We start from the raw sequence: 15,739 nt of genomic DNA, 5'->3' as shown, positions 1-15,739 counted from the left end.
TATATTTCGGCGCTAGGGCATGATCCGAAAAGTGGGAACCGGTTTTCGGAGAAAGATCATGCTCCAACGAAGCGTTAGATCGTGAGGGCGGTTCAACGAAACGCCATCACGATCTAGGAATGCAGACGATGAACTCGAAAGTGCAAAGCCTGAAGACGTTTTTCGGCCAAGCTGGCCGGGTCGCTCTCGTCGAGGTGGCGGCCACCAAAGGCTCGACACCGCGCGAGGCCGGCGCCTTTATGCTTGTCTCTTCGTCATCGATCTTCGGTACGATCGGGGGCGGTCAGCTCGAATATATGGCGATCGACAAGGCGCGGCAGATGCTGCGCTCCTCGCCTCGCGACAACGGGGAGGGTGAACATGCCCGCATAGAGGTCGATGAGGTCTGCGCCACGCTCGACGTGCCGCTCGGGCCGGAAATCGGCCAATGCTGTGGCGGGCGTGTCGAGGTGCTGATAAGATTGGTCGATAGGACAATCGAAGAAAGGCTGATCGCCAACGCGGAAGCCGAAGAGGCGCATCTTCCGCATGTCTATCTCTTTGGCGGCGGCCATGTCGGCCAGGCGCTGGCAGCGTCGCTGGCGCTGCTGCCGATCCACGTCGTCGTCGTCGAAACCCGCGCCGACGCGCTGGAAGGCATGCCGGAAACGGTGGAGACCCGGCTGACGCCGATGCCCGAAGCAGTAGTGCGCGAGGCGCCGGCTGGGTCGGCCTTCGCCACCCTAACGCATGACCATGCCTTGGATTTCCTGATCGTCGCCGAAGCATTGAAGCGCGGAGATACCGCCTATGTCGGCATGATCGGCTCGAAGACAAAGAAGGCCACTTTCAAGAGCTGGTTCCTGAAGTCGGCCGAGGGCAGCGAGGCCGAATTCAATCGCCTCATCTCGCCGATCGGCGGCAATGCGGTGAAGGACAAGCGGCCGCCGGTGATCGCCGCGCTTGCCGCCGCCGAGATCATGACCGCGCTGGTGTCGCGTGCCTCGGATACGCCAAGCGCGGCCAGTGCTGAAAAGGCGATGGCCGGCTGATCCGGCCGGCCAAGCAAGAACAGTTCCCGGTTATTCCTTTTCCTGCGTGTGCGCCTCCAGGAACCACAGCAATTTATCGAGCGAGCGAGAATAGGCGGTGAAGATATCGGCGGTGTCGGCATCGCCGGCGTCGTCTGCCTCGTCGATCGCTTCGCGGGTCAGCTTGGCCGCCGCCGCATAGCGGTCGATCAGCGCCGCCAGATGATCCTTGGTTTTGTGGATGTCGGTCGGATAGGGTTTTAGCCTGGTCGCCTTCGACACGTCCTGCGAGGTGCCATGCGCGGTGCCGCCGAGCTGGACGGCGCGCTCGGCGACGATGTCGACATGGCCGTCGATCTCCTCGCGGAATTCATCGAGCATCTCATGGATGGCGATGAATTGCGGGCCTTTGACGTTCCAGTGCGCTTGCTTGGTGATCAGGGCCAGGTCGATGGCGTCGGCAAGCCTGGCGTTGAGCAGGTCGATCGATTCCTTCTTGGCATCGGCTTTGAGGTCGTTCTTGGTGACGATGGCGTCCATGGTTGGCTCCTGTCGCGCTGCATCGATGGCTGGGAACTGAAGGACGGCCCGAACGACCGCCAATCGTCAAAACGGCGATGGGTCGAATTTCGTTCCGCATTGGATTGAAGCGCTGGCTCCGATCGCAGATGTGACTGGCGCTCACCGCTGCTCGCCGCTTTCTTCATTTCCCAAGACGGCCCGAAACGTGTTTGTTGCGCCCACGCACAACGAGGCCAGGAACATGGATGTATTGAAGATCGCAGCATTTTCAGACGGCAACACCGGCGGTAATCCGGCCGGCGTGGTGATTGGCGAAGCCTTGCCCGATGCGGCCGACATGCAGCGCGTCGCGGCCGAAGTCGGCTTTTCGGAAACCGCCTTTGCCGCGCCCGAAGGCGATCAATGGCGCGTCCGCTACTTTTCGCCGGAGTCGGAAGTACCGTTCTGCGGCCACGCCACCATCGCGCTCGGCGCCGCGCTGGTCGGAAAGTTCGGCGACGGCACTTTCAGGCTGACCCTCAACCAGGCCAACATCACCGTCGAAGGTTTTCGCGATGGCGCCAACTTTGCCGCAGCCCTGCAGTCGCCGCCGACGCACAGCCGGGCGGCTCCCTCGGAACTGGCCGGCGAGGCGCTCGCCTTGTTCGGCTATGAGCCGGGCGATCTCGATCCCGCCATTCCGCCGGCGCTCATCCATGGCGGCGCCGATCATCTCGTGCTGGCGCTGAAGTCGCGCGAGGCGTTGGCCGCCATGGCCTATGATCTGAGGCAAGGCCAGTCCTTCATGCGGCGCGAGGGCCTGGTCACGATCCTGCTCGCCCACGCCGAGACGCCGCGCCTCTTCCACACGCGCAATCCATTCGCTTCCGGCGGCGTCTATGAGGATCCGGCGACAGGGGCGGCGACCGCGGCCTTTGCCGGCTATCTGCGCGATCTCGGCTGGCCGCATGGCGGCTCGATCGACATCGTCCAGGGCGAGGACATGGGCATGCGTTCGCGCCTCCATGCCGATATTCCGCCGGCCGCCGGCAGCTCGATCAGGGTGTCCGGAGCAGCCCGGCTGATGGATTGAGCAAACTTAGATCGGCCGCTTGAGGCCGAGATGTTCGCGCAGCGTGCGGCCTTCATAGTCCCTGCGGAACAGCCCGCGCCGCTGCAATTCCGGCACGACCAGCGTCGCGAAGGCGTCGAGCTCGCCCGGGAACCAGGACGGCATGACGTTGAAACCGTCAGCGGCGCCGCCTTCGAAGCGGGCCTGCAACTCGTCGGCGATCTGCTCTGCCGTGCCGACGATCCGCCAATGGCCGCGCGCGCCGGCAAAATAGCGCGCGAGCTGGCGGATCGACAGGCCATCGCGACGCGCCTGCTCGATGACCAGCGCCTGCCGGCTCTTCATGCCTTCGCCTTCCGGCAGTTCGGGCAGCGGCCCATCGATCGGATAGCGACCGAGGTCGGAAATGCTGAGGTAGCTGGAGAGCAGCGCCACGCCGACATCGTCGGGGATCAATTCCTGCAGCGCGTCGTATTTGGCCTGCGCCTCGGCTTTCGTGGCGGCCACGACCGGCGCGACGCCAGGCATGATCTTCACGTCGTCCGGCTGTCGTCCATAGGCGGCGAGCCGTCCCTTGAGGTCGTCGTAAAAGGCCTTGGCTTCCTCGAAAGTCTGCGCCGCCGAGAACACGACATCGGCGGTGCGCGCGGCAAGATCCTTGCCGTCGTCGGAGGCGCCCGCCTGCACCATCACCGGCGCGCCTTGCGGCGAGGGCGGGATGTCGAGTGGATCGCGCACCGAAAAGCTCTCGCGGTCATGGCCGGCGACGCGCCGGTTCCACAACCCGGTGATCACCGTGGCGAATTCCCGCGCCCGCGCATAACGGTCGGCATGCGGCCGCAAGCCCGTCGCGCCGAAATTCGCGGCCTCGATCGGGCTGGCCGAGGTGACGAGGTTCCAACCGGCCCGACCGCCACTCAGATTGTCGAGCGAGGCAAAAGTCCGCGCCAGGCCGTAGGGCTCGTTGTAGCTGGTCGACGCCGTGGACACGAGGCCGATGCGCTCGGTCTGCGCGGCCAGCGCCGAAAGCAGGCTGATCGGCTCGAAGCCGATCGAGCGCGAGGTCTGGCTGGCGATGTTGATATTGGCCTCGCGCAGGCCGGCGGCGTCCTCGCAGAACACCATGTCGAACTTCGCCGCTTCGGCCGTCTGCGCCAGCTTTATGTAATGGTCGATGTCGATGCCGGCTCTCACATGCGCGTCCGGATGACGCCAGGCGGCGATGTGATGGCCGGTCGCCCACAAAAACAGGCCGAGCTTCATCTGACGCGCGCTCATGGCTCGCTATCCTCACTCAACCCAAGGCGATCGCGCAGCGTCTTGCCCGGCTGTGCCTTGGCAAATTCGTGTCGCTTGAGTTCCGGCAGCAATCGCTCGACAAAAGCCTCCAGGGCGGCAGCCCGAGGCTGTACAGTCAGAACGATACCGTCGCAGCCGGATGACAGGCATAGGTCCTCCAGACTACGGCCATCGTGTTCCGGCCCCGCATCGGCCATCGCCAGCACCTTGATCGTCACCGGGTCGCGCCCTGCTTCGTGCGCCCTGCGTTTGATCTCATCGCGGGTCGCTATCGCGCCCGACGGTTCAAGCTTGTCCAGCAGCACGACATCGGCGCGGCGGCTGGCGAAATCGAGCTCGGTCCCTGCCAAGCCGGACATCACCAGCACTGGCACGTCTTGCGGCGAACGGGCGACATTGAGCGGCCCGCGCACCGAGAAGAATTCCCCGGTGAAGTTCGCCGGGTGCATCTTGTCCGGATCGTGGAAGCGGCCTGATGCCTTGTCGAACAACAAGGCGTCATGCTCCCAGCCGATCCACAAGAGCCGCACAATGTTGATGAACTCCCAGGCGCGGCGGCGAAAATCATCGTCGGAGAAACCTTCCGGCCGGCTGAAATTCGCAGCTTCGCGCGGGGTCTGCGCCGTCGTGGCGTTCCAGCCGATGCGGCCATGGCCGATGATGTCGAGCGAGGCAAAGCGGCGCGCCAGGTTGTAGGGCTGATGCGCGAGCGTCGAGGCGCTGGCGACGAGCCCGATCTTGTCGGTCACCGTCGCCAGGGCGGCCAGCAGCGTGGTCGCTTCGAACGGGCTGCTCGATGGCTTATCGGCGGAGTCGGAAATGATGACCATGTCCACGCCCGCCGCCTCCGCGTTCCGCACCAAGGCGGTGATCTGGCCGAAGTCGAGGACGTCTTGTCCGTCGGCGGCGGCGATGTTGAGCGAAATGGCGAGATGCATGGTGCGGTCCTTCGGTCGCCTTGAAAATCGGCAGCCGTTTTCGCTACCAACCTAGGCTCGCTTTCGCGCAAGGCAACGGGAGCAAGTGGGCCACCGGACTGTCACTTGCCAGCCAGCCTTCACGTGTGTCGAGATGGAGGTCTTGACGGCCCGAAGACGATTAGCCTGAACGCCCATCACGTCGTCATTCTATGGCGGAGCAGACGCGGCGCAGACCATAGAATCTATTCCGTGACTTCGAAGCGTTGCGACGGTGCAGAATTCTGCTCCGCACCCTACGATCAAAGTCACGGATGGATTCTCGGGTCCGTGCTCCGCTTCGCGTCGCTCCGCCCGTGGATGACGACGTCACGGATGCTTCGGCCAATCGCGACACAACGCTACCAGCCCTTACTTTCCGGCCAAGAGGTCCTTGATCAGCCGCTGGCAACGCTCGGCCATGAAGTCGAGCAACAGCCGCACCTTCGGGTCTTGCAGCTTCTTGTGCGGATAGACGGCGGCGAACTGCACCGGCGTCGGCGGCGCCTGGGGCAGGATCACCTTCAAGCGCCGGTCGCGGATGAACGGCTCGACCTCGAAACGCGGCTTGTTGATGATGCCGCGCCCCGACAAGGCCCAGCCGGTCAGCACGTCGCCGTCGTCGGTGTCGTAGGGACCGTGCACCTCGAATTTTTGCGGTCCGTTCGGCGTCTGCAGCGTCCAGACATATTCGCGCGCGCCGGCATAACGCAGCATCAGGCAGTCGTGCTTCTTGCCGATCAGTTCCTGCGCCTCGGCCGGCTCGCCGCGCGCTTCCAGATATTTCGGCGCCGCCACCAGCACGCGCTCGCATTCCATGATGCCGCGCATCCTGAGGCTCGAATCCTCGATGATGCCGAGCCGGAAGGCGACGTCGATGCCTTCCTTCATGATATCGACATTGTGGTCGGAGAGCCTGAGCCGCACCTCGATATCGGGGTATTTGTCGTGGAAATCCGGAATGCCGGAAGCGATCAGCCGCCGGCCGAGGCCGAGCGGCGCCGTGACCCTGATGGTGCCGCGCGGCTGGCCGGAAAGTGCCGCGACCGCGGCTTCCGCTTCGGTGATCGCGTCCAGCACCTGCTTGGCGCCGGTGTAGAACACCGTGCCGTGCTCGGTCGGCATCAACTGCCTTGTGGTGCGGTTGAACAGCCTGACCCCGAGATGCTTTTCCAACTCCTTGATGCGGTTGGAGGCGACCGCCGGCGAAATGCGCATGTCGCGCCCCGCCGCCGACAGATTGCCGAGCTCGACGACACGGACGAAGACGGCAATGTTGTCGAGATAGGCCATGCGGCGGCTTCCGTGGCTCTGAAAAGGCTGGGCAAAGCAACCCTAGTATTTTTTATTTTTTTTTGAAAGTCATCGCGCACCTCGCCTCTTTTCGTTTGCGCGCCAGCCCGTAAAGTCCCTCTCATCGGCAAGGACGAGTTCCCAGGGGCCACTCGATGACGGATTTCGCGATTTTCTGGGACTGGCTGAGTTTTGCGGTCCGCTGGCTGCATGTCATCACTGGCATCGCCTGGATCGGCTCGTCCTTCTATTTCGTTGCCCTCGATCTTGGGCTCCGCCAGCGTCCCAGCCTGCCTGCCGGCGCCTTCGGCGAGGAATGGCAGGTGCATGGCGGCGGCTTCTACCACATCCAGAAATATCTGGTGGCGCCGGCCGAGATGCCGGAACACCTCACCTGGTTCAAATGGGAATCCTACGCCACCTGGCTGTCGGGCTTCGCCATGCTCTGCGTGGTCTACTATGCCGGCGCCGATCTCTTCCTGATCGATCCCAATGTGCTCAACATCTCGGTGCCGGTCGGCATCCTTCTGTCGCTGGCCACCATCGGCGTCGGCTGGATCGTCTACGACCTGCTCTGCCGCTCACCGTTGGGTAAAAGCGATACCGGGCTGATGCTGGTGCTCTACTGCGTGCTGGTGTTCATCGCCTGGGGGCTTACACACCTCTTCACCGGCCGCGCTGCCTTCCTGCATCTCGGCGCCATCACCGCCACGATCATGTCGGCCAATGTCTTCATGGTCATCATCCCCAACCAGAAGATCGTCGTCGCCGACCTGATCGCCGGCCGCAAGCCAGACCCGAAATACGGCAAGATCGCCAAGCAGCGCTCGCTGCACAACAACTACCTGACCTTGCCGGTCCTGTTCCTGATGCTGTCGAATCATTATCCGCTGGCTTTCGGCACCCAGTTCAACTGGGTCATCGCCTCGCTGGTCTTCATCATCGGCGTGCTGATCCGGCACTATTTCAACACGGTGCATGCGCGAAAGGGCAACCCGACCTGGACCTGGCTGGGCGCCGCTGTGCTGTTCATGATTATCATCTGGCTGTCGACCGTGCCGAAAGTGCTGACCGGCGAGCCGAAGGCTTCCGCCGCGTCGGCCGCCGCCCAGGTCTACATCGCTTCGGCCCACTTCCCGGCCGTGCGCGACACCGTGCTCGGGCGCTGCTCCATGTGTCATACGGAAGAGCCGGTCTATGAAGGCATCTACCATGCGCCGAAGGGCGTGCTGCTCGACACCGACGAGCGCATCGCCGAGCATGCGCGCGAGATCTATATCCAGGCTGGCCGGGCGCATGCCATGCCGCCCGCCAATGTCAGCCATATAACCGACCAGGAACGCGCCCTTCTGGTCGCCTGGTTCGAAGGCGCCGGAAAGTGAGCATGACATCGAAACTTCTGCGCAGCCGCACGCTGTCTTTCCTGCGCTGGCCCGAAGCGATAGACGACCATTCCGCCTGGCGCTACGAGGAGGACGGCGGGTTGCTGATCGACAACGGCAAGATCGTTGCCGCCGGCTCCTATGCGGAGGTCTTGAAGAAGGCGGGCGCCGGTGTCGAGACGATCGACCATCGTCCGCATCTCATCCTGCCGGGTTTCCTCGACGCCCATGTGCATGTGCCGCAGATGCAGATCATCGCCTCTTACGGCGCCGAGCTGCTCGACTGGCTGAACAAATACACGTTTCCGGAAGAATCGAAATTCCAGAACGCGCAGCACGGGCGCCGCATCGCCAGGCTGTTCCTCGACGAGATGTTGCGGCATGGCACGACGACGGTCGCTGCCTATTGCTCGGTGCACAAATCTTCCGCCGAAGCCTTCTTCGCCGAGTCGCATGAACGCAACATGCTCAACATCGCCGGCAAGGTGATGATGGACCGCAATGCGCCGGACGGCGTGCTCGACACGCCGCAGACCGGCTATGACGATACCAAGGCGCTGATCGCCGAATGGCACGGCAAGGGCCGCCAGCTCTATGCCATCACGCCGCGCTTCGCCATCACCTCCTCGCCCGAGCAGATGGAGATGGCCGGCGCGCTGTGCCGCGAATATCCCGATCTCCACATGCAGACGCATCTGTCGGAAAACCACGCCGAGATCGCCTTCACCCAGGAGCTCTATCCCTGGTCGCGCGACTACACCGACGTCTATGAACATTACGGCCTGCTCGGTAAGAAGAGCCTGTTCGGCCACTGCATCCACCTGTCGGAACGCGAGGCGGATGCGCTGTCGCGATCGGGCTCGGTCGCGGTGTTCTGCCCGACCTCCAATCTCTTCCTCGGTTCCGGCCTGTTCGACTATCAGCGTTATCGTCGGCGCGAGGCACCGCTCAGGATCGCGGCCGCCACCGATGTCGGCGGCGGCACCAACTATTCGATGCTGCGCACCATGGATGAAGGCTACAAGGTCATCGCGCTGAACGGTGAGAAGCTCAACCCTTTCCAGTCCTTCTGGCAGCTGACGCGCGGCAATGCCGAGGCGCTGTCGGTGGCCGACAAGGTCGGCACGCTGGACGAAGGCACCGATGCCGATCTCGTCGTGCTCGACGCTCACGCCACGCCGGGCACGCGGCTCAGGATGGAGACGGTGGAAACGCTGGCGGAAGAACTCTTCCTGCTGCAGACGCTGGGCGACGACCGCGCCGTGCGCGAGGTTTATGTGGCGGGGCGGTCGGCAAAGAGCGCCATTGCGGCGTGAGCTTTGATGCGCTCTCGGCTTGACCCGGCGTCAGTCATCGGCCAAAGCGTGCCTCGACGCTGACAGGGGAACGCCATGGCCACCGCCGACGACATCGCTCTGATCAAGAAACAGGAAGCCACGCTGGTCTTCCCGGCCTTCGACGAGGCCGTCGCTTTCAAGATCGGCTCTGCCATTAGGGACCGGGCGCTGAAGGAAAACCTGCCTGTTATCGTCGACATCAGGACCTTCGACCGGCCGCTCTTCTACGCCGCGATGCCGGGCTCGAATGCTTCCAATCCCGACTGGGCACGGCGCAAGATCAACGTCGTGAAGCGCTATCTGAGAAGCACCTATCGCCTGGTGCTGGAGCAGCAGCGACCGGACCGCACCTTCAAAATCGGTGAAGGCCTGGATATCGCGGACTATGTGTTGGCCGGCGGCGGCTTCCCGGTCACAGTGAAAGGTGCCGGCGTCATCGGTGTCATCGCGGTCTCGGGCCTGCCGGAACGCGAGGATCATGGCGTCGTGGTCGACGCGCTTTGCGCTCATCTTGGCATCGATGCGAGCGGGCTCGCGCTGCCGCCGGAAGAAAAATGACCGACCCGAAAAGCTTCCTGACCTCGATCTTCAACGCCGCCGTCGCCGCCGCCGACCCGGAAAAGACGATCCGCAGTCATTTGCCGGCGAAGCCGAAAGGCCGCACCATCGTCATCGGCGCGGGAAAAGGCTCGGCGCAGATGGCGGCAGCCTTCGAGAAGCTCTGGGACAGTCCCATCGACGGCCTTGTCGTCACCCGCTACGGTTACGGTGCCAGATGCGAGCGTATCGAAATCATCGAGGCGGCGCATCCGGTGCCGGATGCCGCCGGCCTGGAAGCCTCGCGCCGGCTGCTTGAGAAGGTACAGGGCTTAACCGCTGACGATCTGGTGGTAGCGCTGATCTCCGGCGGCGGCTCGGCCCTGCTGCCATCGCCGGCTGCTGGATTGACGCTCGCCGACGAGATCGCTGTCAACGAGGCGCTGCTTGCCTCCGGCGCGCCGATCGCGGCGATGAACACTATCCGCAAGCATGTCTCGACCGTCAAGGGTGGACGCCTGGCCGCGGCCGCTCATCCGGCGCGCTTGGTGTCGCTGGTTGTCTCCGACATCCCCGGCGACAACCCGGCGCTGGTTGCTTCGGGACCGACCATTCCCGACACAGGCAGCCGCGAGGATGCGCTGGCGTCGATCGCCGCCTATGGCATGAAGCTGCCGGCTTCGGTAATGGCGCACATTCAGTCGTCGGCGGCGGCCGCGCCGCGCCCGGACGATCCGCGCTTCGCCGGCAACGAGGTGCACCTGACCGCCTCGGCCGGCGTGTCGCTGGAAGCGGCTGCCGCCGAAGCGAAACGGCAAGGCATCGAGGCCGTCATCCTGTCGGATTCGATCGAAGGCGAGGCGCGTGAGGTCGGCGGCGTGCATGCCGCGATCGCGCGCGAGGTGGCGACCCGCAATCGCCCCTTCGCCAAGCCCGTGCTCATCCTCTCCGGTGGCGAGACCACTGTGACCTTGCGCGCCAAGGGCAAGGGTGGCCGCAACTCGGAATTCCTGCTTGCCTTCGCCATCGGCATCGACGGCGTGAACGGCATACATGCGTTGGCCGCCGACACCGACGGCATCGACGGCTCCGAGAACAATGCCGGCGCCTTCGCCGACGGCTCGACCGTGGCGCGCATGCGGGCGGCAGGCGCCGACGCCAAGGCAATGCTTGCCGCCAACAACGCCTGGACGGCGTTCAATGCGGTCGGGGATTTGTTTGTCCCGGGTCCGACCGGAACGAACGTGAATGATCTGAGGGCGATTCTGATCAGTCAGATAGCGAAGGCCTAAGCAGCCATCAACTGCTTCACCTTCCGCATATCCTGCAAAAACCGGTCCCTCTCCGCCTCCTTGTCCTCCCGATCGCGGATGCGCAGGATGAAGGAGGGGTGGATGGTCACAAACACGCGCAAGCCATCCTCGCGCTCGATCACATCGCCGCGCATCTTGGTGATCGGCACGGCCTTGCCGAGCAGCGACTGCGCCGCCGTCGCGCCGAGCGCCACCACGAGGTTCGGCTTGACGAGGTCGAGCTCCTTGTCCAGCCACCAGCGGCAGGCCTGGATTTCGCCGGCATTGGGCTTCGAATGGATGCGCCTCTTGCCGCGCGGTTCGAATTTGAAGTGCTTCACCGCATTGGTCACATAGACCTTGCGGCGATCGATTTCGGCGTCGTCCAGGGTGCTGTCGAATATTCTGCCGGCCGGGCCGACAAATGGCTTGCCGGCCAGATCCTCCTGATCGCCTGGCTGTTCGCCGACGAAGACCACGTCCGCGCTTTCCGGTCCTTCGCCGAACACGGTCTGCGTTGCGTCATGCCAAAGCGGGCAGCGGCGGCAGCCTTTCGCCTCTTCGCGCAACTCCGGAATGTCTTCGGCTTCAGGCGCCACCACATCGGCCGGCTCGGGCGTCGGCCAATGCTTGACCTTCACCTTGGCATGGTGCGGTGCTGGGGTGGTTGGCATCCGGGCGATCATCTCTGACGTGGCTCTGTCTGCTCCTGCTATCAAACCTGGAATGAGCGAGGCCACGGGAAGGTTCCGCCAATATTTCTTCGGCATCTCCTGCCGTCGCCAAAGCGCGATCGCCGCGCCTGTCAGGCCCTGTGCTCAAACCTCGTGCAGATAGAGATGATAATCCAGCTCGCTGACGGTGCGGGCGACACGCAGATATTCCGCCTGCTTGATCGCCACGAAGGTGCGATGCAGGTCGGCGCCGAGCGCTGATTTCAGGAAATCGGAGCCCCTGGCCGCCTCGATCGCGGCGCGCCAGTCGGCCGGCATGGTCGACTTCTCCGGGGCCTGCTCGTAGCCATTCCCGGTCGTCTCGGGGCCGGGGTCCAGACCCTCATCCAGGCCTTTGACGATGCCGGCCAGCACCGTTGCGGCGATCAGGTAAGGATTGGCGTCGACGCCCGACGGCCGGTGCTCGATGCGGCGGTTCTTGGCGTCGCCCGCCGGCACGCGCAGCGCCACCGAGCGGTTGTTGACGCCCCATGTCGGCGCTACCGGCGCGTAGGATTGAGCGACGAAGCGCCGCCATGAATTGGCATGCGGGGCAAACACCAGCATCGATTCCGCCATGGTGTGGATGAGGCCGCCAAGCGCATTGAGCAGTGTTGGCGACCACTTTTCACCGGCGGCCTCGGTGAAGACGTTCCGGCCCGCATCGTCCTGCAGCGAGACATGGAAATGCATGCCCGAGCCGGCATAGGCCTCGATCGGCTTGGCCATGAAGCAGGCGGTGACGCCGTGCCGGCGCGCCTGTGCCCGCACCAGCCGCTTCAGCATGACGAGGTCGTCGGCTGCCCGCATCACGTCCTTGCGGTAGTTGAGCGTCAACTCGTACTGGCCGGGCGCGTATTCGGAAATGACGGTTTCGGCCGGGATGCCTTGCGCCTCGGCGGCCGCGTAGATGTCGGAAAACAGCGGCTCCATGCCATGCAGATGGTCGACCGAATAGACCTCGGTCTTGGCCGAACGGCGGCCGTCGAGCACCGCGCGGGCGGCTTGCACCTTGCCGTCCGCGTCGCGTTCGTTGGCAAGGAGAAAAAATTCGAGTTCGAAGGCGCCGGCCGGATGCAGGCCGCGTGCCGCCAGCAGTTCCACCTGCCTTGCCAGCACCAGCCGTGGGTCTGAGGTCATCGGCTCGCCGTCGAGGTGGTGCATCGACATCAGCACCTGGCCGCGCGGCGGTTTGGTGCCGAAGAGCGGCGCCAACGTGCCTGGGATCGGCCATGCGCGCAGGTCGCCGTCGCCGGTGTCCCAGACCAGCCCGGTTTCGTGCACGTCCTCGCCGGTGATGTCGAGGCCGAGGATCGAGATCGGAAGATGCCGGCCGCTCTCGAAAATGCCCATCAGCTCGTGCCGGCGCACGATCTTGCCGCGACCGATGCCGTTGGCGTCGGTAAGCACGATGTCGAAAGCCTCGATCTCGGGATGCGCGTCGAGAAAGGCTTTCGCCTCGGCGGGCGTCGAGCCGGAGGGCGAAGTTGTTACGGCGTTCGGATTGTCCATCGCCGCTTTTCTCACGCCGTAAGCCTTGCCGCAACCGCCGCGAAGGCGGCGATCAGCCGGCTCACTTGCGCTGAAGTCGTTGCCGGCGAGATAAGCATCATGTTGTGGAACGGCGCGATCAGCACGCCGCGGTTGACCAGCGCCACATGGATGGCGGCCTCCAACTCAGGCGCATGCGCCTTTTCCGCCTCGCCGCCGTTCCCGAGCGGCCCGGGCGCGCAGATGAACTCGACGCGGGCGCCGACACGCGCGACATGCCAGCGCAGCTTGTTGCGCGCGATAACGGAGGTCAGCCCGGCGTCGAGGCGGCGCGCCAGCCGGTCCATATGCGCATAAGCCTCCTCGGTCATCACCTCTTCCAGCGTCGCCCGCATCGCCGCGAATTGCAGCGGGTTCGCCGACAGCGTCGTGCCCATGCCGGAATAGCCGGGCTCCTTCACCCGGTTGTAGGCGCCGTAGCGCGTGGCGGCCTCCTCGCTCATGCCCCAGATGCTCGCCGGCACGCCGCCCGCCACCGGCTTGCCGAGCACGAACAGGTCCGGCTCCAGCCCGTGCTTGCGCGTATAGCCGCCCGGGCCGGTCGAAATCGTGTGCGTCTCGTCGATCAGAAGCAGCGTGCCGGCATCACGGGTCAAACGTCGCAGCGCGTCGTGAAAGCCCGGTTCCGGCAGCACCATGCAGGAATTGGTCAGCACCGGCTCGGCGATGACGCAGGCGACGTCGCGGTCAGCCAGCGCTGCTTCCAATGCGGCAACATCGTTGAATTCGACGACCTTGGTCGCTCGCGTCAGGTCGCGGAATTCGCCGGCCAGGCCCGGCCGGTTCACAGGCTTGCCGTCGATCAGCCGCACCATCGTCTCGTCGACCGAGCCGTGATAGCAGCCGTTGAAGACCAGGATCTTCTCGCGCCCGGTCACGGCACGGGCGACGCGCAGCGCGAAGCGGTTGGCGTCGGTGGCGGTGGTGGCGATCTGCCAGTAGGGCAGGCCGAAGCGCTGCTGCAGCAGCGTTCCGATCGCCAGCGCATCCTCGCTGGGCAGCATATAGGTCAGCCCGCGCCCGGACTGCCTGCGGATGGCGCGGGCCACCGCCGGCGGCGAATGGCCGAGCATCGAACCGGTGTCGCCGAGGCAGAAATCGTCGAGCTTGTTGCCGTCGATGTCGGTGATGGTGGCGCCTTTCGCGCCCTCGACCAGGATCGGGAACGGCGTCGGCCAGTCGGTCATCCAGTGCATCGGCACGCCGCCGAGAAATCCGGCGATGCCGTTGCCCAGCTTCGCCTCGGATTTCGGCCGTGCCTTACGGAAGGCGGCCGCCTCTGTCTCGCGCAATTCGGCGATGCGGGCGACGTCGATGCCGCCGATGGAAGTTTGGTCGATTGAATACATGAAGCCCCCTCAGTAGGCAGTAGGGCAGTAGGGCAGTAGGGCAGTAGGGCAGTAGGGCGGCCTTATGTAGCAAAAGCACCAACTTCCCGCACGACCTAAAGAGCGGGTTCCCATAAAATCCGGGGCATGGGAGAGCCTATCGTCATTCACGCATTGGTCGCCAAGCGGGCCGAACTGTCGGGCCAGGTTCTTGACTTGGACCGGCAGAAAGCCGTCCTGAAAGCGCAGCTACAGACCATTGACGAAGCGCTGGCGATTTTCGGCTATGCGCGCTCGCCACACGACATCAAGCCTAGACGCGCGGCCAACAGGCTGTTCAAGCGAAACGAGTTGGCGAGGCTCCTGCGCCGAGACGGCGGCCAAGGTACGAACCGTGAGACCGCCCTGCGCCTCATGGCCGTGAAGGGCTGGGACGTTGCCGACCGGGAACTTGCCGACAAAGTCACGGATAGCGTCAAGGGTGCGAAGAAGTGGCAGCGCCAGCAGGCAGGCGGCTAGGCCTTATCCCACATTGCCGCAATGAACTGACAGGCGTTTTCCATGCTTGTTGCCAGCGCCTTTGTGTTCTTTGGCGCCTTGTAGATTTCCCCGGTCTGGACATCAATCGACCAGCATAGCTCAAACGCGGGCTGGAGATTGCCCGCAAGGCTCGCACCAACTTGCATGAGTACAAGCGTCGCGACATGACGTCCCATCTGGTCGCGCTTCGCCTTGGCCTTGTCGCTTTCGTCCTCGTCTGGTTTGGTGAGGCGAAAAAGCGCAGCGCCAATGGATGGGACACCTTTTACAGGACGGTGAATGAGAACGTCGCAATTGACCGATACGGCCACGCCGCCAAGGGCCAACGGCGATTGCTTCGGCGGAGCCTGCACAAAGTCAAAACCAACTAACTGGTTCTTCATTTTACCGAAGGATTCTATCACGTCGAGAGACTTTGCGGCGTCCTCTCGCGCCCAAGGGGATAATGACGCGTCCGATGCCTTCTGTTCAAACGATTGGTATGCGGTGGCGAGTATGTGTTTCCCTTTGATCGGGTCGCACATCGCAGCGGCTGTCGCTGTCCTCACGTCGGAATATCGGACGGCGACAACGCTCTTCTTCTCTCTAGCGCGCCTGATAATTCCCATTCGCCCGGTATCGCCGCTCACCATGAATTTCGCCAATTCGTTGGCTGAAATGCGGGGCTTAACGTGATGTGTAGTATGAGAGAGACTGGCCATGGATGACGATTTCTTTGTTTCGACTCAGATCGATGATCACCGTAGTCTGTGCATCTCCTGTATCTCAAAGAAGACCTTTCTTGAAGTTGGGGCTGAGTTTTTCCCCAGCGATAGAGGGTATTTCATTTGTGAACATGACAGCCGACAGCCGTCTTCCGGTGTGTCAGTCCTCGCAAAGGTAGCTTCACTAGAAGCGGCCTACCGTCTGGTTGAAGTCTTTCGGTCAA

Annotated in this window: 15 protein-coding genes; 7 read left to right on the top strand and 8 right to left on the bottom strand. The window is 63.7% G+C overall.

Annotated elements, in window-relative coordinates; all coding sequences use genetic code 11:
- The first annotated feature begins 128 nt into the window (after positions 1-128).
- Complete coding sequence (xdhC, locus tag FJ418_RS15285) at positions 129-1,031, top strand: xanthine dehydrogenase accessory protein XdhC (RefSeq protein WP_140866865.1); 903 nt, start codon at positions 129-131, stop codon at positions 1,029-1,031.
- A 30-nt stretch (positions 1,032-1,061) separates the two neighbouring features.
- Here xdhC and dps read toward each other — a convergent pair whose 3' ends face one another.
- A complete protein-coding gene (gene dps / locus FJ418_RS15280) occupies positions 1,062-1,550 on the bottom strand; it encodes a DNA starvation/stationary phase protection protein Dps (protein WP_140866862.1) in 489 nt (162 codons plus the stop codon).
- A gap of 223 nt (positions 1,551-1,773) precedes the next feature.
- Between dps and FJ418_RS15275 the strand changes: the two genes are divergently transcribed.
- The gene (locus FJ418_RS15275) at positions 1,774-2,604 is read left to right on the top strand and encodes a PhzF family phenazine biosynthesis protein (RefSeq protein WP_140866859.1); all 831 of its coding nucleotides are present in this window, start codon (positions 1,774-1,776) and stop codon (positions 2,602-2,604) included.
- Positions 2,605-2,610: 6 nt separating this feature from the next.
- Here the strand turns inward: FJ418_RS15275 and FJ418_RS15270 are convergent, their stop codons facing one another.
- The 3 genes from FJ418_RS15270 to FJ418_RS15260 form a co-directional block, all read right to left on the bottom strand.
- Positions 2,611-3,861 (bottom strand): LLM class flavin-dependent oxidoreductase, encoded by a 1,251-nt coding sequence (locus FJ418_RS15270; protein WP_140866856.1) that lies wholly within the window; start codon positions 3,859-3,861, stop codon positions 2,611-2,613.
- A complete protein-coding gene (locus tag FJ418_RS15265) occupies positions 3,858-4,820 on the bottom strand; it encodes an LLM class flavin-dependent oxidoreductase (RefSeq protein ID WP_140866853.1) in 963 nt (320 codons plus the stop codon). The genes FJ418_RS15270 and FJ418_RS15265 overlap by 4 nt, the downstream gene beginning before the upstream one ends.
- A 390-nt stretch (positions 4,821-5,210) precedes the next feature.
- Entirely contained in the window at positions 5,211-6,131 is a 921-nt protein-coding gene (locus FJ418_RS15260) for a LysR family transcriptional regulator (protein WP_140545059.1), read from the bottom strand.
- 155 nt (positions 6,132-6,286) lie between these two features.
- Here FJ418_RS15260 and FJ418_RS15255 point away from each other — a divergent pair, with 155 nt between their 5' ends.
- The 4 genes from FJ418_RS15255 (at position 6,287) to FJ418_RS15240 (ending at position 10,679) form a co-directional block, all read left to right on the top strand.
- Positions 6,287-7,513 (top strand): urate hydroxylase PuuD, encoded by a 1,227-nt coding sequence (locus tag FJ418_RS15255; protein WP_140866850.1) that lies wholly within the window; start codon positions 6,287-6,289, stop codon positions 7,511-7,513.
- Between the two features lie 2 nt (positions 7,514-7,515).
- Positions 7,516-8,829: a guanine deaminase gene (gene guaD, locus FJ418_RS15250; RefSeq protein WP_140866847.1), complete on the top strand. Its 1,314-nt coding sequence runs from the start codon at positions 7,516-7,518 to the stop codon at positions 8,827-8,829.
- Positions 8,830-8,904: 75 nt separating this feature from the next.
- Positions 8,905-9,408: a heme-degrading domain-containing protein gene (locus FJ418_RS15245; RefSeq protein ID WP_140650681.1), complete on the top strand. Its 504-nt coding sequence runs from the start codon at positions 8,905-8,907 to the stop codon at positions 9,406-9,408.
- Positions 9,405-10,679 carry a glycerate kinase gene (locus FJ418_RS15240; protein ID WP_140866844.1) on the top strand — a complete coding sequence of 425 codons (1,275 nt, stop codon included), beginning with the start codon at positions 9,405-9,407 and terminating at the stop codon, positions 10,677-10,679. The genes FJ418_RS15245 and FJ418_RS15240 overlap by 4 nt, the downstream gene beginning before the upstream one ends.
- Here the strand turns inward: FJ418_RS15240 and FJ418_RS15235 are convergent.
- Genes FJ418_RS15235 through FJ418_RS15225 form a run of 3 tightly spaced genes read right to left on the bottom strand, consistent with a single transcriptional unit; the run spans position 10,676 to position 14,292 of the window.
- Positions 10,676-11,449 (bottom strand): UdgX family uracil-DNA binding protein, encoded by a 774-nt coding sequence (locus tag FJ418_RS15235; RefSeq protein ID WP_181166947.1) that lies wholly within the window; start codon positions 11,447-11,449, stop codon positions 10,676-10,678. The genes FJ418_RS15240 and FJ418_RS15235 overlap by 4 nt on opposite strands.
- Positions 11,450-11,497: 48 nt before the next feature.
- Positions 11,498-12,904: a glutamine synthetase family protein gene (locus FJ418_RS15230; RefSeq protein WP_140866838.1), complete on the bottom strand. Its 1,407-nt coding sequence runs from the start codon at positions 12,902-12,904 to the stop codon at positions 11,498-11,500.
- A gap of 11 nt (positions 12,905-12,915) precedes the next feature.
- Complete coding sequence (locus tag FJ418_RS15225; protein ID WP_140866836.1) at positions 12,916-14,292, bottom strand: aspartate aminotransferase family protein; 1,377 nt, start codon at positions 14,290-14,292, stop codon at positions 12,916-12,918.
- Positions 14,293-14,418: 126 nt separating this feature from the next.
- On the opposite strand from FJ418_RS15225, the gene FJ418_RS15220 reads away from it, so the two are divergent.
- Positions 14,419-14,790 (top strand): hypothetical protein, encoded by a 372-nt coding sequence (locus FJ418_RS15220; RefSeq protein WP_140866833.1) that lies wholly within the window; start codon positions 14,419-14,421, stop codon positions 14,788-14,790.
- On the opposite strand, the gene FJ418_RS15215 is transcribed toward FJ418_RS15220, so the two are convergent.
- The gene (locus tag FJ418_RS15215; RefSeq protein WP_140866830.1) at positions 14,787-15,512 is read right to left on the bottom strand and encodes a hypothetical protein; all 726 of its coding nucleotides are present in this window, start codon (positions 15,510-15,512) and stop codon (positions 14,787-14,789) included. The two genes, FJ418_RS15220 and FJ418_RS15215, sit on opposite strands and share 4 nt — an antisense overlap.
- Positions 15,513-15,739 lie beyond the last annotated feature (227 nt).

It is taken from the genome of Mesorhizobium sp. B2-8-3 (genome assembly GCF_006440815.1).
GTDB lineage: Bacteria > Pseudomonadota > Alphaproteobacteria > Rhizobiales > Rhizobiaceae > Mesorhizobium.
Note: the sequence above shows the minus strand (reverse complement) of the source record. Positions and strands in the feature narration are given on the sequence as shown.